Here is a 23,827-nt window from a genome sequence, read left to right as displayed (position 1 = left end):
CTCAACGGCTCTTCCTTCTTACACCTGAATACGATTATTAAGCCTTGCCAGCAGCAACCCGCTCCAGCTCGATCTGCTTGGAGAACCGCATACGCAGCACCGAGCTGACATCGAGGAACGCCTTCACTTCTTCTTCTGACCCTTCAATGACGATGACCTTGTCTGCGTTCATCTTATCGGTCGCCTTCATCAGCGCATCCGCCACTGCCCGCTCCGCTTGTACCCGATCGGCGGCCGAGCCCAGTTCGTGGATATGGACGACAAGCAATCCTCCCTCCGCTTGCTGCAGACGGTTCTGAAGCTGTTCATTAAGCTCCTGCATTGAACGTATGTCCCGCAGCTCCGCGGTTACGACATGTCCCTGGGCTACAATGCCATAATGCTTATACAGGCCAGCCAGCCATTGAGCCAGCGATGCCCTGCCCGACTCCGTGCCCCCCTTGAACACGAAGCAGGCCGGAGGGGCATCCGCATACATGCCTTTGGCCTTACGCTCGTGGTAGGCATGGAGCTGCTCCTCCCACTCTGCCAGCGTGGCGCGCTGTCCATGCAGCTCTTCGATACGGCTCAGCTCCGCCTCCCAGTCGAACCGTTCTGCCTGAACCACATCTGGTTCAAGTCTTACCTCGTTCTGCCGAACCCCATCCTGCCCAAGTCTTACCTCGTTCTGCCGAACCCCGTCCTGCTCAAGTCTTACCTCGCTATGCGGAACCCCATCCTGCTCAAGTCTTACTTCATTCTGCTGAACCGATTCGCATTGCGGAGCAACAGTCTTCGTTCCCTCATCCTCCCGTGGCGGTGAGACTAAAGCCGGCATCTCGGGTACGACTCGTTCTTCTGACAAGGAAGGACGTTCAAACTGGTAAAAATGTTCGTCCGTCGCATCCGCAATGTTCCCGCCCGCTGTCGTAGCCGTTCGCAAAAACGGAATCAAATACGGGAAAAAGGTGCGGATCCCGATATATTTGTCCAATAAACTATTAAGTCTATTCGGCGCCCCGCTCAAAATGACAACGATCTCCTCGTTGCACTGATCCAGATAGCTTAATAGAGCATGGATCGCCTCACTGCCTTGTTCCGGCGCACCAGGCTCAGACAGCCGGTATAAATCGGGAATGACAACAACGTTGCCGGAAGCCCCTTCAAGAGCATCGTGAACCTGTGCAGAGGTTGTGAACGGATCTGACCCTAGCAGTTCGCAGAAAGGAACCACCACAACGTCCCCCTCATAGAGAATGTCCATCTCATATAAGATTTTGCCGACAATACGCGCGATCGTCATCTGACCCATGCCTGGCAGACCCGCAAAAATCATATTCATCCGCAGTTCATAGGTATCGAACCCGCGGTCCTCCCGCTCGTTCATCTCTGACAGGACATCAACCAACTGTCGGATATGTAGCTTGGCCGCGTCCATGCCATGAAGAGCGTCGAGCTGCTGAAGCAATCCTGCTATCCCATTCTTCGCTTCCTTTTCCTCGTATACCTCCCCAAGCTCTCGTTCCATCCACGCAGGAGTCACAAGCACGCTTCGCTCGGTGCGATGTCCATCTGCTGGACCGACGATATGACAAGCCTCCAAAATATGAAGCAATTCCGTCGCTCGCTCTGTATCGACAGCAAGGTGAGACTGCAGCAGGTATGCCGAGGCATAGCCCGTGTCCACCACGACCGCCGCCGCATTCTTCACCCGTTCATCTCTCAAGCTATGCCAACCCGCCTCGTCCTCGTCGTCTCCATTGTCACCTTCATATTCCTCCTCATCATCCTCATACTCATGCCATGAGTTCACGAGTGCCTGAACACCCGCCGGTGTCAGGAGCACCTTCCGTACAGAACTGTCGCTTGAAGCTTCATCAACAATTCCATACTCCTCCAATTCATTCAGTATGTACTCGGCATCTTCCTCGTGAATGTCAAGCTCGGCCTCCAACAGTTCCAGGGAAGCATAGCCCGCCTGTGCTACGATGACCGCAGCATCCTCGACAAGTTCGTCATACTCCTCATCTTCTTCGTCCTCTTCATCATCATCCTCACCGTACTCATCTACATCGTACTCATCTCCGTCATTACCATGCCCGTCCCATTCATTCAGAGCTTCCGCCTGTTCATCGTGCCGCCCTGCTTCGTTGCCCTGCTCCGTTCTGTTGTTCAGCCCGGAGAACATCACAACGGCAAACAATGGCACAAATATATAAGCAGCAGGCTCCCAAATATTCTTAAGGATCGCCCAAAGTACAATAATAATAATGAGATTAACAAGACCACGCAATATTCTCAATGCCAGCACCAGCTTTCCTCATTCTTCCCCCCAATCATATCACAACATATTCCGCCTAACGTCCAACCAATCTTACAAATTTGCAGCATTACTGCTCCGTCAGATATCCTTCGTCGTAATCTCCCTTCGGCTCAGATTTCCGTCCACGGCTACTCATTTCAGCGGCCTGCCGCCTGGGCAGTTTCCTACCTCTAATGCTCTTTTCACCATTCTCCCATTCACTCAGAATAGCCCTTCGGATATTCATTGAAGCGATCTCCCTTCGGCTCAGATTTCCGTCCAGGGCTGCATTTTCTCTTTGGGGAGGACTTGGGGGAACCACGTTGGCGGAAAGCCACGCAGATCTTTTCTGACTAAATGGGAGGGTTCACGTAAGCGGAATCACAAATATACCGTTCCTGACCCATCGGGAGAATACGCATAAATGGCGTGAAACATATACCGTTCCTGACTGATCGGGAGAGTGCGCATAGGCGGCATGACACGTAGACCTTCCTGAACAAATGGGAGAGTGCGCATAAGTAGCGTGACACATATACCCCTCCTGACCGATTGGGAGAGTACGCATAAGCGGCATGACACGTAGACCTCCCCTGACTAAATGGGTGGCATAAGCGGCTTAGCACATATTTACGTTCTTGGCCGTTGGGAGAGTGCGCGTATGTGGCGAGAGAGTGCCCATCTACGGGTTGAAATAGTTATACGGTCACTGTTGTTGATACACAAAAAGACGTCCCTTGCCGGGACGTCTTCGGAATCGCTTTGATTTGCTCTATGCACCTTGCATGCGCATTATTTTTATTGCTGCTCCTCCGCCTCTTGCTCTTCTGCCTCCTGGATTAGCCCGGCGAACAGGGCGTGAACGAACTGTTCGGAATCGAATTCCTCCAGGTCCTCCATCTTCTCGCCCAAGCCTACGAGCTTGACCGGCAGGCTCAGTTCCTGGCGGATCGCGATGACGATGCCGCCTTTGGCGGTTCCGTCCAGCTTCGTGAGCACAAGGCCGGTGACGCCGCTCTTCTCGCCGAACAGCTTCGCCTGGCTGAGCGCATTCTGGCCTGTCGTCGCATCAAGCACCATGAGCACTTCATGCGGCGCATCTGGAATCTCGCGGCGGATGACGCGGAAAATTTTGTTCAGCTCTTCCATCAGGTTCGTCTTGTTCTGCAGACGGCCGGCAGTGTCACACAGCAGCACATCGACATTGCGCTGCTTCGCGGCCTGGACGGCGTCATACATGACCGCGGCCGGATCCGAGCCGGCCTGCTGCTTGATGACATCTACGCCGACGCGCTGTCCCCATACTTCCAGCTGCTCAATCGCTCCGGCGCGGAACGTATCTCCCGCCGCAAGCAGCACAGACTTGCCTTCCTGCTTGAAGCGGTAGGCCAGCTTCCCAATCGTCGTCGTCTTGCCGACGCCGTTCACCCCGACGAACAAAATGACGGTCATTCCGTTCGGATTCATCGTCAGCTTGTTCGATTCGTCGCCGCGCAGCAGCCCGATCAGCTTCTCGGACAGGACGGGCTGCAGTTCCGCTGCGTCCTCGATTTTGCGCTGGCGCACTTCGACGCGCAGATCGTCAATCAGGTTCATGACGGTCGTAACGCCGACGTCCGCCCCGATCAGAATCTCTTCCAGCTCTTCATAGAACGCTTCGTCAATCTTTTTGCGACGCGTAATGAGATCCGAGACTTTCTCGACCAATCCTTTCCGCGTCTTTTCCAACCCTTCCTTGAACTTGGTCGTAACCGATTCGGTCTTGGATGCGATGCTTTCCTTCAATTTTTTGAAAAAACTCATAGCTCCCCCGCTCCTTATGCAATGATAGCTTCCTCATCTTCCAGCTTGACGGAGACCAGCTTGGATACGCCGCCTTCCTCCATCGTCACGCCGTACAGCACATCTGCCTCTTCCATCGTGCCTTTGCGGTGCGTTACGACAATGAACTGGGTCTCCTCCGCGAATTCGCGCAAATACTGGGCGAACCGCGTCACATTGGCTTCATCCAGCGCGGCCTCCACCTCGTCCAGGACGCAGAACGGCACCGGCTTCACATGCAGAATGGCGAATAAAAGCGCCATGGCTGTGAGCGCGCGTTCCCCGCCGGACAGCAGCTGCAGATTTTGCAGCTTCTTGCCGGGAGGCTGCGCTACGATATCGATGCCGGTCTCCAATATATTATCTGGCTCAAGCAGCACCAGATCGGCGCGTCCGCCGCCGAACAGCTTAGCGAAGACGACAACGAACCGCTGGCGGATCTCATCGAAGGTCGTTTTGAACCGCTTCGACATTTCGTCTTCCATTTCGCGGATGACTTGGTACAATGCCGTTTTCGCTTCGATCAGATCGTCTTTTTGCTCGCTCAAGTATTGGTATCTTTCATTGATTCGCTCGTATTCTTCAATCGCTCCGAGATTGACTTCTCCGAGCGCCGAAATCTGGCGCTTCAGGTCGCGCACTTCCTGCTGGGCCGCCTCGATATCGTCCGGCATCGCATAGCGGTGCTTCGCGAGTTCGAAGCTAATCTCATATTCATCGCTCAGCTTGCGCAGCAGATTGTCGAGTTCCACATCCAACCGGTTCGCCTGGATCTCGGTCTGCCGCATCGCCTCTTCCACCTGCTTCAATTCGGTACGCTGCTCCTTCGTATCGCTCTCCGCCATCTCCAGGCGCTCCAGGGAAGCGGCGCGATCCGCGCGCTTGAACTCGATCTGATTCCCAGCCTCCTGCTTCTTCACGCCGAAATGATTCAGATCCTCCGTCTGCTTCATCGCTTCCCGCTCGGCCGTTTCCAGATCGATTTGCACTTGAATCAAGCTCTGGGTGAGCTGCGTATACTCCTGCTCATAGCCGTGAGCCTCTTCCTCTACTCGCTTCAAGCGCTCCTGAAGGGAGAACGTCTCCTGCTCCAGCTTGCCCTGGCGAACCTTCATGTCGGTCAGTTGGGTTTGCAGTTCCTCTTTGGCCGATTCGTTCGCCTTGCGCGCCGATTCAGCCGTCTCGATAGCGACGTGGAGACGCTCCTCCTCGATCTTCAGGTCAGATAGCCGCAGCTCCGCCGTTCTGCGCCCGGACTCCAGCGTCGTCATTTCTTCAGCAGCATGGGCCAGCTCCTGGCCTTCCATTTCCAGCACTTCAGCCAGCTGGCGCTCTTCCTTCTCCAGTTGGGTCCGTTCGCTCGCCAACTGCTGCTCGCTGATTCGCTTGCTCTCGCCTTGCTCGCGCAGATCATCCAGCCGCTTGACCGCCGCGGCCGTCCGCTTTTTCAGCTCGGCAACCGATTCGTTCAGCTTCGCTAACTGTTTGTCGGTAGCTTTAATATCCGCGTCAAGCTGTTCGAGCTGGCGCTGCCGTCCGAGCAGATTGGCGTTCTTCTTGTTCAGGCTGCCCCCGGTCATGGAGCCGCCGGCATTGACGACGTCGCCTTCGCGGGTCACGATGCGATAGCGGTATTGGAGGCGGGCCGCAATCCGGTTCGCATCCTCCAGCGTCTCCGCCAGCACGACATTGCCGAGCAGGCTTCCGACCACATTCGCATAGGCTTTGTCGCTCCGCACCAGATCAGCAGCAATTCCGATATATCCTTCGGCGCCTTCCACGGCCCGGCGATCCGACTCGTTCATCGTCCGCGTTCGAATGACATCGAGCGGGAGGAACGTGGCACGTCCCAGCTGCCGCTGCTTCAGGAACGTAATGGCCGTCCGGGATACGGCTTCATTTTCCATGACGATATGCTGCAGTGCAGCACCGAGCGCGGTCTCGACCGCAGTCTCCAGCTCTTCCGGCACCCGGATCAGCTCGGCTACCGCCCCGTGAACGCCATGCAGGCTGTTGCGCCGGGCCGCCTTAAGCACCTCCCGGACCCCGAGCATGAAGCCGTCGTAATCATTCGCCAGCTCCTTCATCGTATCGCGGCGCGAGACGAGCGCATCGGCTTGCTGCTGCCATTTGCGAGCCGCTTGCTCGGTCTCGCCAAGCAGCGCTTCGTCCTTCTTCAACTGCTCGCTCTCCTGCAAATAGCGGTTCCGTATGTATGCGAGATCCTCGGCCATCGTCTCCATGCGCCGCTTCGCATCTTCCATCCGCTTGCGCAGATCGGCCTGCTCCTGCTCCCGCTTCGTACGGCCCTGCTTCATCTTGTGCAGCCGCTTGTCCAGCGCTTCCTTCTGCTGATCGTAATAGCGGATATCGTTGCGCTGCTGAGCCATCTGGTTCATAATGTCAAGCAGTTCGCCCTTCAAGCTCTCCTCCGCATCGGAGCTCGTCCCGCCAGTTACCCCGACAAGCCGCGCCTCCTCCGCATGAATGAGCCCCTTCGTCTCGACCAGTTCGCTCTCCAGCGACAGGAGCTTCTCACGGACGGCCTGAACCTCCAGCTGCTTCGTCCGCATTCGCTCCGATGTCGTCGCCAGACTGGACCGCATCTGCTGCTCATTCGCGACCAGGTTGCGCTTGCGCTCGCGGAGCACCTCGCCCTGACCTTCGCACTTCTCATATTCCTCGCTGTAATGCAGCAGCGTCGCCTGCAGCCGCTCCAATTCTTCCTCGAGCTTGCGCAGCTCTACCCGGTGCACTTCCAGCTTCGAATCATGCTCGCTTACGACCGTGGACAATGCCAGCTCCCGTTCCTTCAGTTCAGACAGCTTTGCATTGGCCTGCTGCCAGGATGTATGCAATTGCTCGATCTGATGAACGTAGACGGCGATCTCCTTCGTCTTCAGCAATTCCTTGAGCTGCTTGAAGTGGCGTGCCTTCTCGGACTGCTCCTTCAGCGGTCCAATCTGATCCTCCAGCTCCACGACCAGATCGTGAATGCGCAGCAGATTCTGCTCGGTGTCGTCCAGCTTCTTCTTCGCATCCCGCTTGCGGGACTTGTACTTTACAATGCCGGACGCTTCCTCAAAAATTCCGCGCCGATCTTCGGAACGCGTACTCAGAATCTCTTCGATCCGGCCTTGCCCGATAATAGAGTAGGCTTCCTTGCCGATGCCCGTATCCATGAACAATTCCGTAATATCCTTCAACCGGCAGGGCTGCTTGTTGATAAAATATTCGCTGTCCCCCGAGCGGTGGACCCGCCGAGTGACGGTCACTTCATGGAAGTCCAGACCGAGCGTCTCGTCGCTATTGTCCAACGTCAACGAGACTTCCCCGAAGTTCACCGCCTTCCGCGCATCGCTGCCCGCAAAGATAATGTCCTCCATCTTGCCGCCCCGCAGCGATTTGGCGCTCTGTTCGCCGAGCACCCACCGGATGGCGTCAGATATATTGCTCTTGCCGCTGCCGTTCGGGCCGACGACACCGGTAATTCCCTGAACGAACTCCAACTCCGTTCGATCCGCGAACGATTTAAAGCCCGCCAGTTCTAACCGTTTTAAGAACATCGTTCCTCATTCACCTCAACGTTTATTGTACCATATCGCGATCCGAATCAGCCCTCTCCATCCGGTCGTCCACACTGCCTCACCAAGCCCCTGCTGTGGACAAAGAAAGAGCAAAAACCAGCCTGTCACGGAATGGCATCCGTTCCGTCTCGCCAGCTGCTCTTTGCTCTTTCTGCGAAACCGGCCGGCAGCGTACCGCCGGCCTAACAGTACCTTATGATTTCGGAATAACCAATTGCTCGAGGGCTTCAGCCGCAGCCTGCTGCTCCGCTTCTTTCTTGGAGCGGCCGACTCCGCGGCCCAGACAGGTCTCTCCCATGTGAACCTCGGACACGAACTCCCGTTCATGCGCAGGTCCGCGTTCCTCTACGATACGATACTCAAGCGCCCCCAAGTTGTGGTGCTGCGTGAGCTCCTGCAGCTGCGTCTTGTAATCATTCGTCTGCAGCTTGCCGTCAAGCGAGATCTGCGGAAAAATATGATTCCGCAGAAACTCCCGCACAGGCTCCAGCCCTTGATCGAGATACAATGCACCGATGAACGATTCGAACACATCGGCCAGCAGCGCTGGGCGTGTCCGCCCTCCCGTCAGCTCTTCGCCCTTGCCGAGCAGCACATACTTGCCGAATTGAAGCTGATTGGCAAATTTGACGAGGGAAGGCTCGCAGACAATCGATGCGCGCATCTTGGTCAGTTCTCCTTCGGGCCGTGTCGGACATTGATGGAACAAAAATTCGGACACTGTCAGCTCCAACACAGCATCGCCCAAAAATTCAAGGCGTTCATTGTCTTGGTGCTGACCGAAGCGATGTTCGTTTACGTAGGAAGCATGGGTAAACGCCTGCTTTAACAGCTGCCTGTTTCGGAAATGAATGTTCAGTTTCTGCTGTAACTGCTTCAATTCTACACTCAACAGTCTGACTCCTTACGCTTCGTATTTCGTTAATACAACGGTCGCGTTATGCCCTCCGAAGCCGAATGAGTTCGACATGGCGGTGCGGACGTCCGCCTTGCGCGGCACATTCGGCACATAATCCAGGTCGCATTCCGGATCTTGATTCTCTAAGTTGATAGTTGGCGGAATCATGCCATTCTGCAGCGTCAATGCGCAGATAACGGCTTCCACTCCGCCGGCTGCACCAAGCAAGTGTCCTGTCATCGACTTCGTAGAACTAATTGCTACATTCCTTGCATGGTCACCCAATGCGGCCTTGATGGCCCGGGTTTCCGACCGGTCCCCGACCGGGGTCGATGTGCCGTGCGCGTTAATATAATCGATCTGCTCCGGCTGGAATCCCGCATCCTGAATCGCTCTCGTCATGCAGAGCGCAGGACCTTCCGGATCCGGCTCCGTAATATGATGCGCATCCGCGCTCATGCCGTAGCCGGTCACCTCCGCATAGATGCGGGCTCCGCGCTCCAGCGCGTGCTCCAGCGACTCCAGAACAAGCACGCCGGCGCCCTCGCCCATAATGAAGCCGTCCCGATCGACATCGAACGGCCGGCTCGCGCGTTCCGGTTCGTCATTGCGGGTGGACATGGCGCGCATCGCGCAGAATCCAGCCATCCCGATCGGGCGGATCGTCGCTTCCGCGCCGCCGCAGATCATGACGTCGGCGTCGCCGCGTTGAATAATCTTGAACGCATCGCCGATCGAGTGGGTCCCGGTCGCGCATGCGGATACGGCAGCCGTATTCGGGCCGCGCGCGCCGATCATCATCGAGATATGGCCTGACGCCATGTTCGCGATCATCATCGGAATGAAGAAGGGACTGACTCGCTTAACCCCTTTTTCCAGCAAAGTGCGATGCTGCTCTTCCCAAGTTCCCAGTCCGCCGATTCCCGAACCGACAATGACGCCGACCCGATCCCGGTTCGTCTGATCCATGTCCAGCTTGGCATCATCCACCGCCTTCTTGCTCGCAGCGATGCCGAATTGAACGAAGCGGTCCATACGGCGGGCTTCCTTCTTATCTATATAGTCTTCCGGATTGAAATCTTTCACGGAAGCAGCGATCTTAGTCGGGTAATCGGTCGTATCAAACGCCTCGATCTGCGAAATGCCTGACCTGCCTTCCATCAGGCTCCTCCACAACGTATCAAGGTCCGAACCGAGAGCCGTTACTACGCCCATCCCGGTCACTACAACCCTCTGTTTCAACGCGTATCACCTCTATATCAGTTCCGAGTTCTATTCATCAAGCGCATCCCAGGTAGACAACGCGCTACATACAATGTAAATGAGGAGAAGTCCCGTTACTGCTTGAACGGGACTCACTACCTGCTTACTTATGAGATTGTATGTAATTCACTACTTCTCCTACCGAAGTAATCTTCTCTGCGTCTTCATCAGAGATTTCCATATCAAACTCATCTTCCAATTCCATGACCAATTCCACAACATCGAGGGAATCAGCGCCAAGATCATCTTTAAAAGATGCTTCCAGTGTTACTTCCGCTTCATCCACGCCAAGGCGCTCAACGATGATGCGCTTCACTCGCTCAAACACTTCTGCTGACATCCGGTTCACCTCCTCCTTGGTATTATACGAAAAAACATTTTAAATTACCATATCAAAACCTCTTACAAAATAATGCTTAAAGTCCATGGATTCATAGACTGAGAAGCCCCTACATATACATGCCGCCATCGACGTGAATCGTCTGGCCGGTCATGTACTCCGCGTCCTCCGACGCCAGGAAACGCACCGCTTTGGCGATATGCGCAGGCTGGCCGAGCTTGCCAAGCGGAATCTGGCCGAGCAGCTGCGCCTTCATGTCTTCCGGAAGCACGTCGGTCATGTCGGTCTCGATAAATCCCGGCGCGACGCAGTTGACGGTAATGCCCCGGGAAGCAAGCTCGCGGGCCGACGCCTTCGTCAAGCCGATGACTCCCGCCTTGGCCGCCACGTAGTTGGCTTGTCCGGGATTGCCCAGCACACCGACGACGGATGAAATGTTGATGATGCGGCCGGAGCGCTGCTTCATCATCGGGCGCGTCACGGCTTTGATGCAGTTGAAGACGCCCTTCAGATTCGTCTCGATCACCTGATCGAACTCTTCTTCTTTCATCCGCATAATTAAATTATCTCTTGTAATGCCGGCATTATTCACCAAAATGTCAATTTTTCCGAATTGTTCCAATATGGTCTTGACAAGCTGATCGGCTTCCTCCATCTTGCCGACGTTGGCCTTTACCGTGACAGCTCTACGACCAAGGGCCGCAATCGCTGCCGCCGTCTCGGCCGCCGCCGCTTCACTTCCGGCATAATTAACGACGACATCGGCTCCGGCTTCCGCCAAATGAATGGCAATCGCCCGGCCGATACCGCGGGACGCTCCTGTGACGAGCGCTATTTTTCCTTCCAAGCTGGACATCGGTATTCCCCCTTTCGCAAAATCTTCGATACGAGCCGTCTATACGCTCTATCGGCATGGAGACGAGATAATGTCAGACCGGCGTTGCCCGTTCATGCATTAACCGCACAGCCGCGGCCGTCCAAGCCATCACTCGTATGCTTCGATCGCCTCTAGACTGTTGATGGAGACGATGCGCACCGATCTGTCGATTTTTTTGATGAGACCGGACAGCACTTTGCCCGACCCAATCTCGACAAACGTGTCCACGCCTTGATCGATCAAATAGCGGACGCTGTCCTCCCAGAGGACAGGCGAAAATACCTGTTCAACCAGCAAGCCGCGAATCTGCTCGGCCTCGGTGACCGGACGGGCGGTCACATTCGCGATGACAGGAATGCACGCATCCTGCATCTCGATTGCCCGCAGCGCCTCGCCGAGCCGCTCGGCCGCCGGCTTCATCATCGCGGAATGGAACGGTCCGCTCACTTCGAGCGGAATGACCCGCTTCGCTCCGGCTTCCTTCCCGCGCTCGACCGCCGCGTCGATCCCTTCGCGGGATCCGGACACGACGATCTGGCCCGGACAGTTGAGATTCGCCATCTCGACCGGAGTCCCGGCGGCGGAGATATCATCGCACAGGGCTCCCAGCCGTTCGCGTTCGGCGCCAAGCACCGCCGCCATAGCGCCTTGGCCGCTCGGAACCGCTTGCTCCATGAACTGGCCGCGCTGGCGCACGATCGCGATCGCGTCCTCGAAGCGGAGCACACCGGCTGCCACAAGCGCGCCGTATTCGCCCAAGCTGTGTCCGGCTACATAATCCGGCCGGATGCCATGGCGCTCCAGTGCCTGATAGAGTGCCCAGCTCGTCGCCAGCAGCGCCGGCTGCGTGTTCGACGTCTGCTTCAAGCCGCTCTCCGGACCTTCGAATATCATCTCGGTCAACGGGAATCCCAATACCCGGTCCGCTGTCTCGAACGCTTCCCGCGCCGCCGGAACGGCATCGTACACATCCTTGCCCATGCCTACCTCTTGCGAGCCTTGTCCAGGAAAGACAAATGCCAATTTGCCCATTGGGCACACTCCTTCCAATGACTGATGTCTATAACGTATTACGGCAAGGCGCCGTGATTCGGTTCAATTTTTCGCTGCGATGGCGCCGGACTACCATTGAATAACCGAGGCCGACCAAGTCAAGCCTCCGCCGAAGCCGACGAGAAGAAGCGTGTCGCCTTCCTTCACCCGGCCTTCCTCCACCGCTTCCGCCAAAGCGAGCGGTATCGATGCTGCCGACGTGTTCGCATACTTCGGCAAATTAATGACGCATTTCTCCTCCGGCAGATTCAGACGCTCGATCGCGGCATGAATAATCCGGGTATTCGCTTGATGCGGGATAAGCAGATCAATGTCTTCTTTCGTCTTGCCCGCCTTTCTGAGCGCCTCATCGGCAGCATTGCCCATGACGCGCACCGCGAACTTGAATACTTCCCTGCCGTTCATATAGATATAATGGCGTTTGTCGTCTACCGTCTGATGCGATGCCGGGTAACGGGAACCTCCGCCTTCCAGCTTCAAGAGCTCCTTGCCGCCGCCGTCCGCGCCCAGCTCGAATGACTGGAAGCCGCGGCCTTCCGGAACGGGACCGAGCACGGCGGCTCCGGCACCGTCTCCGAACAGGATGCACGTATTCCGGTCTGTATAATCCGTAATTCGGGACAGACATTCCGCCCCAACGACGAGCGCATATTGGTAAGTGCCCATCGCGATGAAGTTGCTCGCATTCGCCAGCCCGTAAATGAAACCCGAACAAGCCGCCGACAGGTCGAAGGCCGCGGCGCGCTTGGCGCCGAGCCGCTCCTGAAGCAGGCAGGCCGTAGACGGGAAAGCCATGTCCGGCGTAATCGTCGTGACGACGATAAGATCCAACTGCTCGGCCGTTATCCCGGCCGCCTTCAAGGCCTTCTGGGCGGCATGATACGCCAAATCCGACGTCGCTTCATGGTCGGCTGCAATACGCCGCTCTTTAATCCCGGTCCGGGTTACAATCCATTCGTCATTAGTATCGACCATCTTCTCCAAGTCTTCATTGGTCAAGACCCGTTCAGGTACGTATTTCCCCGTACCGATAATGCCTACCGAACGCAATTTCATTATCGCACCACTCACTTCCCGCTTGTATTCCCTCCGATTTCCGTTGCAATCGTATGAATAAGATCATGCTGCAGCGCCGTGCGCGCCTGGCGGACCGCATTCTCGATCGCCCGCGCGTCCGAAGAACCGTGGGCTTTGAGCACCAGTCCGTTCAGCCCGAGCAGCGGCGCACCGCCGTGCTCCTTGTAATCCATCATCTTCTTCAGACGCTTCAAGCCCGGCATCAGCACCGCGGCAGCCAGCTTCGTATACCAGGAACGGGTAAATTCCTGCTTCAGCACACTGAACAAGGAGCCGGCCGTGCCTTCCAGCGACTTCAGAAGCACATTGCCGACGAACCCGTCGCATACGAGCACGTCGCAGCTGCCTTCCAGCACATCGCGCGCCTCCACATTGCCGACGAAATGAATCGGCAGCTCTTCCAGCATCGGATATACCTGCTTCGTCAGCTCGTTGCCCTTCATCGCTTCCGTGCCGACGTTGAGCAGCCCGACGCGGGGCTTCGGAATGCCATGCACCTTCTCCCGGTAAATACTGCCCATCAGCGCATACTGCACGAGATGCTCCGGCTTCGCATCCATGTTCGCTCCCAGATCGAGCGCCAGCACGCCGCGCCCGTCCATCGTCGGTATCATCGGCGACAGCGCCGGCCGCTCGACGCCGGCCATCCGGCCGACGACCAGCAGGCCCGTCGTCATGAGCGCGCCGGTGTTCCCGGCCGAGATCATGCAGTCCGCTTCCCCTTCCCGCACCATTCGTCCGGCGACAACCATCGAAGCATCCTTCTTGCGTCTGACCGCCTTGACGGGCTCGTCATCCGCTTCGATCGTGCTCGCCGCATGAACGATGCGGACATTCGCGGGGCGGGATGACAGCAGCGGCTCCAGCCTCGCCTCGTCCCCCACCAGCAGCAGCTCGATATCAGACCATGCCTGCGCCGCGGCAAGAACCCCTTGCACATTGCATTCCGGAGCTTGGTCTCCCCCCATGGCGTCAATGGCGATTCTCATGCTCGTCTCCTCCTTCGCTGCCGTTCATCGCGCCTGAACGGAATATGATAAAGTTGCCCTGGAACACCAGCTCCTTGCCGACATAGGTGAATACCTCCACCTTCGCCTTGCTCCGCTCCCCCGACCCGGATCGGACATACGCCTTGGCGATGCATTTCTCCCCGAGGCGCACCCGCCGGATGAACCGGATGTCCGCCGTGGCCGTCAGCGCGATCTCGTCGTTGATAACAGCCACGGCCAGCGAGTTCGCCTGCGCGAACAAATGGTGGCCTCGGGCGATATGCGTCCGCGAAAAGACATGTTCCTCGCGTATCTCGAAATATGAGATGCCGCTATGATCCAGCTGCAGATCGACGATATCACCGATCACTTCATGCAGCGGCAGCGACCGCACCTGATCGTAAGTCTGCTCCGCCATCATCTTCAAGCGTTCCCGCAGCTCCGGGATAGCCAGCTCCATCCGGTCGAGGCGAATGGTCTGGATACTGACCTTCAGCATGCGGGTCAGTTCCTGATCGGTTACAAACGGATTTTCCTCAATGATTTTCGCCAACTGCTGTTGACGCTGTCGCTTCGGCAAACGTTGGATGACCCCGCACCACCTTCTTGTCCTGTTGTCCGGATCGTCACATCGACTTCGGAGCCTCGGAATATAATCGGAATAATTACTTTATCTCATCTTCACAAATGAAGAGGCCGTTAATAGGAGCCATTAGAACCTGGTACTAATCCAGTATATATAAAATCGCCGGCAAAGAAAAGCAGAAGTTATGAAATCGGCTTCGATTAATAAAAAAACAGCGCCCCACCGATGGCGAAGCACTGCCTTTTCTTATGAATCATTATTGTTTGATGATCTCTCTTGCTTTGTATGTTCCGCACACTTTGCATACATGGTGAGCCAATTTCAACTCTCCGCATTGTGCGCACTTCACCATGCCAGGCACAGACAATTTAAAGTGCGTACGGCGCTTGTCACGACGAGTCTTCGACGTTCTTCTTTGAGGTACTGCCATGTTCTACACCTCCTTACCCAAGTTACGTGCTCTTCCAGGGCTGTCCAAAAAGCGCGGCCAGCGCTCTTCTTGAACAGAATACTTCTACTGTCGCTATTTATTTCTTGAAGAAATCTTGTAACCCCGCCAGTCTCGGGTCAATGCGCTCGTTCGAACAGCCGCAGGACTGCTCATTGCGGTTCGTGCCGCAAGTAGGGCACAAGCCCTTGCACGATTCGCTGCACAGCGGCGCGAACGGCAAGGCCAGCAAAAGCGCGACTTCCACATAAGGCTGCAGGTCGATAAGGTCTTCCGTCACCGCAGTGACGTCGTCCTCCTCTTCCTCCGGGGAAAGATCAGTAGAGTCTGTCAGCTTGAATTGCTCATCGAACGGAATGACGTATGTCTCGGTAAACGACGTCAAACAACGCGAACATACCAGTTCCAACCGCGCGGTCAGCTGGCCACGCACGCCAACCTGTCCTTCGCCTTCCGCCCTGGCCGTCAAATCCACGGTCACCGGGTCGGGTATGGAAATATCTTTGCGGTCCCGAACCACATCGTTAGCGGAAAATGCCGATTGAATACGGGTTTCCCGTCCTTTTGCGGCAATGTCCCGAAAATGAATGTTCATAACATCACTCCAAACAAACAAAATTAATTATAGCGATTAACGTCATGCTTTGTCAACCAAATTCGTTTGACAGATTGCCGGGACATCCTCTGTCCCTCCGCCAAAAATTCGCCGTTCTCTCCCGGTTCATGGTATGATCGGATGGGAAATTCAGGAGCGCCGCGACGGGTCCGAGGGCCCGCCGGACGGGCAGCCTATGAACCCTTCTGTCCATGAATCACCATCTTACCTTATTCTGTGATCGAAAGGAAGAGTGATATGAAAACGGTCGGAGTCGTTGTTGAATATAACCCGCTGCATAACGGGCATCTGTATCATTTGCAGCAATCGAAGCTGGCGGCTGAGGCGGAAGCCGCCGTCGCGGTCATGAGCGGCCATTTCCTGCAGCGGGGCGAGCCCGCGCTGGCCGACAAATGGGCGCGCACCGATATGGCGCTGGCAGCCGGCGTCGACCTTGTGCTGGAGCTGCCGGTCGCATATGCCGTCCAGCCGGCCGAATGGTTCGCCTTCGGCGCGGTAGCGACGCTGCAGGCGACCGGCGTCGTCGACGCGCTGTGCTTCGGCAGCGAATCCGGCGACCTGAAGCGGCTGCGCGGGGCCGCCAAGGCGCTGGCCCGCGAGCCGGACGGATTCGCCGGCCGGCTGCGCGCCGAGCTGAAGGCCGGGCGCAGCTATCCGGCCGCCTACGCCGCCGCGGCCGGACCGGTGCTGGACGGCGGCGAAGCGGCCGCCGGCAGCGCGGCGGAGCCTGGCGCGCATTGGCTGACCCAGCCGAACAATTCGCTCGGGCTGCACTATTTGCTGGCGATGCGGCGGCTGAACAGCGACATGAAGCCGCTGACGATTCCGCGCCGCGAAGCCGGCTATCACGATGCGGAGGCGCCGGAAGGCACCATCGCCAGCGCCACCGCCGTCCGGCGCCTCTGGTCCGGCTCCGGGGAGCTGGCTGCGGCGGCCCGCTATGTGCCGGAGAGCACGCTTCGCATTCTGGAACGGGAGCATGCTTCCGGCAGGGCGCCGCTCAATTGGGAAGCGTTCCGCCGCGAGCTGTTCTACCGCCTCTACCTGCTCCCGCCCGAGGAGCTGGCGCGGTATCTGGAGGTGACCGAAGGGCTCGAGCACCGCATCAAGCAAGCGCTCCAGACGCTGGAGGATCCCGGCGTTGAGCCGCTGATCGCGAAGCTGAAGACGAAGCGCTATACCCGGACCAAATTGATGCGAACCTTAGCCCATATCTTGCTGCATCATGATAAATTTCATTTCGGGCCGGACGCCCTCGTCACGGGTCCCGCTTACGTGCGAGTGCTCGGCTTCACCGAGCGCGGGCGCCATCTCCTGAAGCGAATGAAGCGCTGCGCGGAGCTTCCCGTCGTCCTCAACATGACGCGCGACAACAGCCATCTGGGCGGCCGCGCCGGCCTGGAAGCGGACTCCCGCGCCACCGCCGCCTATGCCAACGCGTTCCGCGGCTGGGAAGCGAGGGCCGCCTTTCGTGACTATTATGAGCCGCCCCGCCGGTTCTAATCCCCATAACGGCGAACAACGGCTGGCATGCGCCAACCGTTGTCCGCCCCGAATCCGGTACCGAAGCCCGTATCATGTTACGAAGCCGGCTGGAGCTGCTTCACCGCCTCCAGCGCATCCTGCAGCGTATCGACCTGCACCAGCTTCATCTTCGTGTCCATCTTGTCCATCTTCGTCTTTGCTTCCTCATAGTTGCCGGAAGGCACCAGGAACAAGACCGCCCCTTCCCTGTCGGCAGCCACGACCTTATGCTTCACGCCGCCGATCGGGCCAACCTTCCCCGACGGATCAATCGTGCCGGTGCCGGCGATCCGGTAGCCCTTCGTCAGATCCCCCGGAGTCAAGCGGTTGATCAGCTCCAGCGTGAACATCAAGCCGGCCGAAGGCCCTCCGATATCGGATTCGTGGAAGGTTACGCTATGCTTGTTATCCTCAGGCACAACCTTCTTTTTCTCCCCGTAAGCAAGACCGAAGCCAATCCGCTGCTTGCCGCTGCCGGTCTGATCCCGGAGTTCGACAAGCTTCGCCTTGACCTGCACCAGCTTGCCTTCCCGCTCAACGACAGCCTGAATCGTCTCCCCAGCTGTCCGCTCCTTCAAGGCGGCCTGCAAATCATCGAAACCATTCACCTTCTGGCCTTCCACTTCCATAATCCGATCATTCGTAATGAATTCATTATCAGCCAGTTGCTTATTGTTAAAGAGAACATATATGCCTTCGGATTCGATCTTGTACGGAATGCCTACCTGATTATACGCCGCCAATATCGCGACCATCTGCGAGTTGCTCATGTTGAACAGCTGTTCATTGATATATTCCTGCTCGGTTCTCCCTTGAAGCGCTTCTTCCTTCTTGCCGAATTCGGCATTCGGATCGAAGGCCCGCCACGCAATCAGCGCCAGATTGGCATACGTTCTTCTTACCGTGGTGAGAAGGAACGTGCCCTCCTCCGTCTCGTCTCCGCCTTCCACATTGATGAACGGCTTCACCTCTTCAGCGCTTCCTGGCGTATAAATCACATACGGCGTCGGCATATACACAACGACATAGAACAGCACGATCGCCGCGAAGATCCACTTCCATCCGCGGAAGCGGGGAGAATTTGGCTGCCGCCCGTACGATCTGAACTCATTTTCCATTCTCCTACCTCCCATGCCCTCGGATCGCCCTGCGATATTTGGTCTAAAGCCCGTCCCTGTTACGTACACATGAGATCGTAATGGGCTTGAAGCCTTGCTTCTTCATTTACGGCCAAAGGGGTGACCGCCATGTTCTCATTCCGCACATCGCCTGCTTCCCAGCGGCTGTCCACGCTCATCATGGGGGGCTCTGCGGTACTATTGGTGCTATGCATCATCGCTTATCCGGATAAATCCTTTCAAGCCTCTTTGCAGGGGCTGAAGGTCTGGTGGACCATTATATTCCCGGCCCTGCTGCCGTTCCTTATACTGTCCGAAATGTTGAAGGCCTACGGCTGGGTGCATGGCATCGGCGTGCTGCTGGATCCGTTCATGCGGATACTGTTCCGGCTTCCCGGGATCGGCGGCTGGGCCTGGTCCGTCGGTTGGACAGCAGGATATCCTGCTGGCGCCGAAGCGGTCGTCCACTTGCGGAGAGACAATGAATTGTCCCGCCTTGAAGCGGAGCGGCTGCTCGGGCTGACTCATGCCGCCAATCCCATTTTCATGATCGCCGTCGTCGGAGTCGGCTTCCTGCAGCAGGCCGAATTGGGGCTTATTATTGCGGTCGTGCACTGGGTTTCTTCCCTTTTTATGATGTTTATTGTGCGTTGGGCGGGAGCTTTTCATCCCGCTGCGGATCGCCTTCACAGACGGAGAGCGGCACCCGTTGCTTCCAAGCCGCTATGGAAGCGGATGCTGCAGGCGATGGAGCAGGCACACCGCCGGGACGGACGTGCGTTCGGCCGGCTGCTCGGCGATTCCGTCACTTCTTCCGTCCAAACGTTGATGATGATCGGCGGATTTATCATGATGTTCTCTGTCATTGTCCAGGTGCTGCGGCTTGCTGTCCCCCAGGAATTCGGCGTGTATCTGCTGAACGGCCTGTTCGAGGTGAACCTTGGCACGCATTCGCTCGGCTCGGCCGCCTTCCGTTCTTCTCTCTTCCAGACCGCCCTTATCGGCGCCGTCATTGCATGGAGCGGAATCAGCGCCCATCTGCAGGTCCATAGCTTAACCCGAGGAACCGACTTGCGGTACAGCCGCTTTTTCCTGATGAGGCTTCTCCATGCCGCGTCTGCCTTCCTGCTCACGTTCATCCTGTGGCATCCGCTTCACAGCCTGTTGCGGCTTGCGCCGCCGGAGCAAGAAGCGTTCCGGCTGCTGGATGCCGGGAACGGGCTCGGGGAAGCTCCTTCCTCCTGGATCCAGTGCATTGCCGAACTGGCTTCTGCGCCAGGATGGCTGCAATCGTTGACGCTTGTCCCGGTTCTATGTATCTTCCTGCTCATTGGAATGGCCGTGTCGCTCTTTGTCGGACGATGGAAGCGCACCTGAGCGGCGGAGCGGAACGGAGCCGCGTTCAATGCTTAGATTTATTCCGCAGCGCCGCCTCGACCTCCGGGGCCACGAGCTCGCTAATATCGCCGCCATAATGGGCGATTTCTTTCACGATGCTGGAGCTGAGGTAGGAATACTTCGGATTCGTCATCATAAAGATCGTCTCTACCCGAGGGTTCAGCTTCTGGTTCGTTGAAGCCAGCTGCAGCTCGTATTCGAAATCCGTGACCGACCGAATACCGCGGACAATCACATCGCCATTCTTCGCGTCCATATAATTGACGGTCAGATCGCTGAAGCTGTCTACCTCTACATTGGGCCACCGCTTCGTCACCGTGCGCAGCAGCTCAAGCCGTTCTTCAATGGAGAAGAGCGGCTTCTTGCTCGAATTGTTCAGCACAGCGACAATCAGCCTGTCGAATTGCCTCGCCGCCCGCTCGATTATGTCCAGGTGTCCGAGCGTCACCGGATCGAAGCTGCCCGGATATACGGCAGTCCGGGGCCGGCATGCATGCTCGTAGTTGTCTGTCATCATTTGTAAGCCTCCTTGGAAGGCGCAACGCACCTATTGGCACATAGGCGGGCGCCTCTTTGTTCTGTTCGGTTGCAACAGAATCGCTTCCTTATTCACCGGATGCTTCGGTATCGACGAGGTATATCGATACCGCGATATCCCCGTAATCCGCCTTCTTCCAGATCGAGAGCGGACCAACGCGCTCGGAATACACATGAGATGCGTCATGCTCGACGACAACGATGGCGTCATTGCTCAGCAAGCCGCTATCCCACATCTCCATCAACAGTTCGTCCGCATCCTTCAACCGGTATGGCGGATCGAGAAATACATAATGAAAGGAAAGATTCCGCTTGACCAGCGCCTTGAGCGCCCTCCTCGCATCGTTGCGGTACACTTCGGCCTTGTCAGCCAACCCCGTGGCCGTCAGGTTGCCGCGCACCACCTCGACCGCTCTCGCATCCTTATCGATGAATACCGCCCATTCCGCTCCCCGGCTCAAGGCTTCAATTCCCAGGCCGCCCGTTCCGGCGAACAGATCGAGGGCACGGCCCCCTTCGAAATAAGGACCAATCATGCTGAACAGCGCTTCCTTCACTTTATCCGTCGTCGGCCTAGTCCCCATGCCGGGCACAGGCTTCAACGTACGGCCTCTGGCCGTTCCCGATATCACTCTCAGTTGTCTCACCTTCTCTTCTTTCCGCCAACTTCCATGCAGCGATCATCGCCGCATATTCGACGTTAATCGTAACATACATTTCCCAATTTTGAAAAATGAAATCCGCACTGCGCCGCCGATTTCGTGCCAAAAGAAAAAAAGTTATCCGGAGAATGTATATATTTCTCCCGGCTGGCAATCCTTAAAGTATCGACATCATTGAATGTCGTAGACAACCGCGGAGAAGACTTACGTTTCCCCATAAGCTCTTCGTCCGGTTTCTCCTCTCCCATGAGGGCGTCCCGTAAGGGGCGCCCAATTTATTTTTTCATTAAAGCCCTTGTTGCAAAAAACCTCGGAGCAATCCGGGGTTTTCATTATTTAGTCTAATTTAAGGTATAGAATATATGAGTATATGGTCATATAATTAAATCGAAGGAGGGGGAATTTTGAAGAAATTAAGCGCAATATTCCTGGTGTGTTTGTTGGTCTTGGTAGGCTGCGGGGGCGGCGGAGGACAGTCAAAAGATGAAGGGCTCGTTCTCGACTATATCAATACGTTCGTGAATGGAACCGATGTAGATGCCAAGACAAAGTTTGTCGAAGAAAATGTTCATCCTGACATCAAGCCTCTATTTGCTTTAGGGCAAAATAATGTGACCGACGAGAGCAAGATGTACAAAGATCCCAAAGTTATGGAGTCTATCAATTACGAAGAAGAAGGAAAGAAAGGAACGCTCGTACTAGCACGAGGTACCGTTGACGGGAAAGAAAAAGAAATTATCGTGCTGGTTATGGAAGGGAAAATCGCCTTCGGGTTTACTCCTGATGGCGAGGGAGAGCTCAAGACGGGTTACGATGAAATGCGGGCCAAATTTAAAACAGAACCATTGAAGTAACCGATAAGCCCCGGAACACTCCGGGGCTTATCTCTTTCCAAATGAACCGTATACAGGATTTTTATAGCCATTAGACAGATTGCGTTCTTTTTGCGATTTGCTGTTGCATCCTGCCACAGGTGTGGAAGATCTGTCCCTTATTTTTGCGTTTTCACGTATTCGGACGATTTGATGCCGGCTTGACGGCCGAAAATGACGATTTCGGCAACGGAATTACCACCGATTCGGTTCTCGCCGTGCAGACCTCCGGTAACTTCACCTGCGGCAAAAAGACCTGGAATAGGTTTTCCGTTATTGTCCAAGACTTCCGTGTTCGTGTTGATTTCCACGCCGCCCATCGTGTAGTGAATTCCTGGTCCGATTTTGATCGCGTAGTACGGCGCAGCCGACAGGTCGTGATCCATGCCCGTCTTTCTCCCGAACTCGGCGTCTTTCTTATTTTTTACAGCGCCGTTCCACGTATCGAGGGTCTTTTGTAATTGATCCGCCGGTACGCCGATTTCTTCAGCTAACGCCTTGATTGTGTCCTTGGTCTTCACAAATCCCAATTTTTCATATTGTTCAACCGCTTTGGCGCGCTTTCTGACGCCGGAATCGAACACAAGGAAAGCGTTTTTCTCCGGCAGCTTATTGATCGCCGCAGTTACCGTGTCACGAGCAGCCATTTCGTTGATAAACCGCTTGCCTTTGCTGGATACGAGAATTGCGCCCTCTCCCCGTACCACTTCACCGATGAGGTAGGAGTTTTCCTGCTGCACCGTCGGGTGAACCTGGATATAAGCCATATCGACCGTGGTGCCTCCCATTTTTTCGATCATTTTAATGCCGTCGCCAGTGCTTCCTTTTTGATTCGTCGTCACATATCCTTCCAGGTCCGGCCGGAACTGGGCGATGATATCCATGTTGGCGCCAAATCCGCCAGCCGTGATGACGACGGATTTCGCAGCGATTGTTTTCTCGCCATTCTGACTGAAGGCAACTTTAACCCCACTTGCTTTTCCGTCTTGCTTCGTAATTTCTTTGACATTGGCATTGACAAAAATCGGAATGCCCTGTTCCTGTACATTTTTCAGCAAACCGGTCACGAGATACTGGCCAACAGCCGAGCCGTCTTTGGGACGATGGGTGCGTTTCTCGCTCATGCCGCCCGTGATCGTGATATTGTTCAATGTGATGCCGATGGAATCCAGCCAATCGATGGCACCGGCTGAATTGTCGACGAAAAAGCGAAGCAAGTCCTTATTGTTGGTGTTATGCCCGCCTTTTAATGTCTCTTCGTAAAATACATCATTACTGTCCGAAATGCCTTGCTCCTTTTGGAATTTCGTTTCCGAAGCGTTCATGCCCGAGGACGATTTGCTTGTATTGCCGCCTGCAACCGGCATTTTCTCGAGGATGACCGGGTTCATGCCCGCTGCTTTGGCTTCAAGTGCTGCACTCATGCCTGCGCCGCCCGCGCCAACGATCACGATGTCGTAGCTGTCTTTAAGCTCCTCAAGTGGAGTATACTTCGCCATGGATGCACCTGATGCAGCATCTTTTTTTCCTTTATCCTTTTCTTCTTGTGCAGCGCCCTTATTCGGCTCCGGTTTCGCGCCTCTGTTACCGCATCCTGACATGATCAGCAGGATGGAGAGCAGGAGAATCAAGGCAATGTTTAATTTTTTGTGCATAATGTAATCCTCCACTATTGAATCTCTTCTGTCACTAGGATGAACATATGGAGCGTACACCAAAAGAGAGGAGACAAAGGAGATCGGATGGTCATAACAGAGGCCGCGCGTTGGGTCTACGGGCGTCCGTCTGCTATGGTTCACTCTCCAAGGTTGCTGTGGACTCTCTTGGGGTTAGTCACCTATAGCATGTCAATTTCCGCTTGAAATATGCTTCGAGACATG

General features: G+C 55.9%; 20 protein-coding genes. 3 read left to right on the top strand and 17 right to left on the bottom strand.

Annotation, left to right across the window (positions count from 1 at the left end; translation table 11 throughout):
• Positions 1–37: 37 nt before the first annotated feature.
• The 13 genes from FLT43_RS27175 to FLT43_RS27115 form a co-directional block, all read right to left on the bottom strand.
• A complete protein-coding gene (locus tag FLT43_RS27175) occupies positions 38–2,290 on the bottom strand; it encodes a DNA translocase FtsK (RefSeq protein ID WP_087443012.1) in 2,253 nt (750 codons plus the stop codon).
• A gap of 789 nt (positions 2,291–3,079) precedes the next feature.
• Positions 3,080–4,084 carry a signal recognition particle-docking protein FtsY gene (ftsY, locus tag FLT43_RS27170; protein ID WP_087443011.1) on the bottom strand — a complete coding sequence of 335 codons (1,005 nt, stop codon included), beginning with the start codon at positions 4,082–4,084 and terminating at the stop codon, positions 3,080–3,082.
• 14 nt (positions 4,085–4,098) lie between these two features.
• The gene (gene smc / locus FLT43_RS27165) at positions 4,099–7,668 is read right to left on the bottom strand and encodes a chromosome segregation protein SMC (protein ID WP_087443010.1); all 3,570 of its coding nucleotides are present in this window, start codon (positions 7,666–7,668) and stop codon (positions 4,099–4,101) included.
• A gap of 214 nt (positions 7,669–7,882) precedes the next feature.
• Positions 7,883–8,581 carry a ribonuclease III gene (rnc, locus tag FLT43_RS27160; protein WP_087443009.1) on the bottom strand — a complete coding sequence of 233 codons (699 nt, stop codon included), beginning with the start codon at positions 8,579–8,581 and terminating at the stop codon, positions 7,883–7,885.
• A gap of 12 nt (positions 8,582–8,593) precedes the next feature.
• On the bottom strand, positions 8,594–9,829 hold the full coding sequence (fabF, locus tag FLT43_RS27155; protein ID WP_087443008.1) for a beta-ketoacyl-ACP synthase II: 1,236 nt from the start codon (positions 9,827–9,829) through the stop codon (positions 8,594–8,596).
• A gap of 124 nt (positions 9,830–9,953) precedes the next feature.
• Positions 9,954–10,190, bottom strand: a complete 237-nt coding sequence (gene acpP, locus FLT43_RS27150; protein WP_006676625.1) for an acyl carrier protein — start codon at positions 10,188–10,190, stop codon at positions 9,954–9,956.
• A gap of 109 nt (positions 10,191–10,299) precedes the next feature.
• Positions 10,300–11,046, bottom strand: a complete 747-nt coding sequence (fabG, locus tag FLT43_RS27145) for a 3-oxoacyl-[acyl-carrier-protein] reductase (protein ID WP_087443007.1) — start codon at positions 11,044–11,046, stop codon at positions 10,300–10,302.
• Positions 11,047–11,175: 129 nt separating this feature from the next.
• The gene (gene fabD, locus FLT43_RS27140) at positions 11,176–12,099 is read right to left on the bottom strand and encodes an ACP S-malonyltransferase (protein ID WP_087443006.1); all 924 of its coding nucleotides are present in this window, start codon (positions 12,097–12,099) and stop codon (positions 11,176–11,178) included.
• Between the two features lie 90 nt (positions 12,100–12,189).
• Entirely contained in the window at positions 12,190–13,176 is a 987-nt protein-coding gene (locus FLT43_RS27135; RefSeq protein WP_087443005.1) for a beta-ketoacyl-ACP synthase III, read from the bottom strand.
• An 11-nt stretch (positions 13,177–13,187) separates the two neighbouring features.
• Complete coding sequence (gene plsX, locus FLT43_RS27130; RefSeq protein ID WP_087443004.1) at positions 13,188–14,186, bottom strand: phosphate acyltransferase PlsX; 999 nt, start codon at positions 14,184–14,186, stop codon at positions 13,188–13,190.
• Entirely contained in the window at positions 14,170–14,766 is a 597-nt protein-coding gene (gene fapR, locus FLT43_RS27125) for a transcription factor FapR (RefSeq protein WP_087443003.1), read from the bottom strand. The genes plsX and fapR overlap by 17 nt, the downstream gene beginning before the upstream one ends.
• A gap of 262 nt (positions 14,767–15,028) precedes the next feature.
• Positions 15,029–15,202, bottom strand: coding sequence for a 50S ribosomal protein L32 (gene rpmF, locus FLT43_RS27120; protein ID WP_005551879.1), 174 nt, complete (start codon positions 15,200–15,202; stop codon positions 15,029–15,031).
• Positions 15,203–15,299: 97 nt separating this feature from the next.
• Positions 15,300–15,815 (bottom strand): YceD family protein, encoded by a 516-nt coding sequence (locus tag FLT43_RS27115; RefSeq protein ID WP_087443002.1) that lies wholly within the window; start codon positions 15,813–15,815, stop codon positions 15,300–15,302.
• Positions 15,816–16,073: 258 nt separating this feature from the next.
• On the opposite strand from FLT43_RS27115, the gene FLT43_RS27110 reads away from it, so the two are divergent.
• Positions 16,074–17,339 carry a nucleotidyltransferase gene (locus tag FLT43_RS27110; RefSeq protein WP_087443001.1) on the top strand — a complete coding sequence of 422 codons (1,266 nt, stop codon included), beginning with the start codon at positions 16,074–16,076 and terminating at the stop codon, positions 17,337–17,339.
• A gap of 77 nt (positions 17,340–17,416) precedes the next feature.
• Here FLT43_RS27110 and FLT43_RS27105 read toward each other — a convergent pair whose 3' ends face one another.
• On the bottom strand, positions 17,417–18,478 hold the full coding sequence (locus FLT43_RS27105; protein WP_087443000.1) for a YlbL family protein: 1,062 nt from the start codon (positions 18,476–18,478) through the stop codon (positions 17,417–17,419).
• A 129-nt stretch (positions 18,479–18,607) separates the two neighbouring features.
• Here FLT43_RS27105 and FLT43_RS27100 point away from each other — a divergent pair, with 129 nt between their 5' ends.
• Positions 18,608–19,855 carry a nucleoside recognition domain-containing protein gene (locus tag FLT43_RS27100; protein ID WP_087442999.1) on the top strand — a complete coding sequence of 416 codons (1,248 nt, stop codon included), beginning with the start codon at positions 18,608–18,610 and terminating at the stop codon, positions 19,853–19,855.
• A gap of 25 nt (positions 19,856–19,880) precedes the next feature.
• Here the strand turns inward: FLT43_RS27100 and coaD are convergent, their stop codons facing one another.
• Positions 19,881–20,393 carry a pantetheine-phosphate adenylyltransferase gene (gene coaD / locus FLT43_RS27095; RefSeq protein WP_373994919.1) on the bottom strand — a complete coding sequence of 171 codons (513 nt, stop codon included), beginning with the start codon at positions 20,391–20,393 and terminating at the stop codon, positions 19,881–19,883.
• An 88-nt stretch (positions 20,394–20,481) separates the two neighbouring features.
• On the bottom strand, positions 20,482–21,051 hold the full coding sequence (rsmD, locus tag FLT43_RS27090; protein ID WP_087443036.1) for a 16S rRNA (guanine(966)-N(2))-methyltransferase RsmD: 570 nt from the start codon (positions 21,049–21,051) through the stop codon (positions 20,482–20,484).
• 428 nt (positions 21,052–21,479) lie between these two features.
• On the opposite strand from rsmD, the gene FLT43_RS27080 reads away from it, so the two are divergent.
• The gene (locus FLT43_RS27080) at positions 21,480–21,929 is read left to right on the top strand and encodes a hypothetical protein (RefSeq protein ID WP_087442998.1); all 450 of its coding nucleotides are present in this window, start codon (positions 21,480–21,482) and stop codon (positions 21,927–21,929) included.
• A gap of 137 nt (positions 21,930–22,066) precedes the next feature.
• Here the strand turns inward: FLT43_RS27080 and FLT43_RS27075 are convergent, their stop codons facing one another.
• Positions 22,067–23,602, bottom strand: a complete 1,536-nt coding sequence (locus FLT43_RS27075) for a flavocytochrome c (protein ID WP_087442997.1) — start codon at positions 23,600–23,602, stop codon at positions 22,067–22,069.
• Positions 23,603–23,827: the final 225 nt, after the last annotated feature.

The sequence above is a fragment of the Paenibacillus thiaminolyticus genome (assembly GCF_007066085.1).
GTDB lineage: Bacteria > Bacillota > Bacilli > Paenibacillales > Paenibacillaceae > Paenibacillus_B > Paenibacillus_B thiaminolyticus.
This window is presented reverse-complemented; position numbering and strand designations above follow the sequence as displayed.

Excerpts from the sequence above, each read along its gene's own strand:
- fabG (WP_087443007.1), bottom strand. The coding sequence starts at position 11,046 with ATGTCCAGCTTGGAAGGAAAAATAGCGCTCGTCACAGGAGCGTCCCGC.
- ftsY (WP_087443011.1), bottom strand. The coding sequence starts at position 4,084 with ATGAGTTTTTTCAAAAAATTGAAGGAAAGCATCGCATCCAAGACCGAA.
- coaD (WP_373994919.1), bottom strand. The coding sequence starts at position 20,393 with ATGATGACAGACAACTACGAGCATGCATGCCGGCCCCGGACTGCCGTA.
- rpmF (WP_005551879.1), bottom strand. The coding sequence starts at position 15,202 with ATGGCAGTACCTCAAAGAAGAACGTCGAAGACTCGTCGTGACAAGCGC.
- plsX (WP_087443004.1), bottom strand. The coding sequence starts at position 14,186 with ATGAGAATCGCCATTGACGCCATGGGGGGAGACCAAGCTCCGGAATGC.
- FLT43_RS27135 (WP_087443005.1), bottom strand. The coding sequence starts at position 13,176 with ATGAAATTGCGTTCGGTAGGCATTATCGGTACGGGGAAATACGTACCT.
- smc (WP_087443010.1), bottom strand. The coding sequence starts at position 7,668 with ATGTTCTTAAAACGGTTAGAACTGGCGGGCTTTAAATCGTTCGCGGAT.
- FLT43_RS27100 (WP_087442999.1), top strand. The coding sequence starts at position 18,608 with ATGTTCTCATTCCGCACATCGCCTGCTTCCCAGCGGCTGTCCACGCTC.
- FLT43_RS27110 (WP_087443001.1), top strand. The coding sequence starts at position 16,074 with ATGAAAACGGTCGGAGTCGTTGTTGAATATAACCCGCTGCATAACGGG.
- FLT43_RS27105 (WP_087443000.1), bottom strand. The coding sequence starts at position 18,478 with ATGGAAAATGAGTTCAGATCGTACGGGCGGCAGCCAAATTCTCCCCGC.
- acpP (WP_006676625.1), bottom strand. The coding sequence starts at position 10,190 with ATGTCAGCAGAAGTGTTTGAGCGAGTGAAGCGCATCATCGTTGAGCGC.
- FLT43_RS27115 (WP_087443002.1), bottom strand. The coding sequence starts at position 15,815 with ATGAACATTCATTTTCGGGACATTGCCGCAAAAGGACGGGAAACCCGT.
- fabD (WP_087443006.1), bottom strand. The coding sequence starts at position 12,099 with ATGGGCAAATTGGCATTTGTCTTTCCTGGACAAGGCTCGCAAGAGGTA.
- FLT43_RS27075 (WP_087442997.1), bottom strand. The coding sequence starts at position 23,602 with ATGCACAAAAAATTAAACATTGCCTTGATTCTCCTGCTCTCCATCCTG.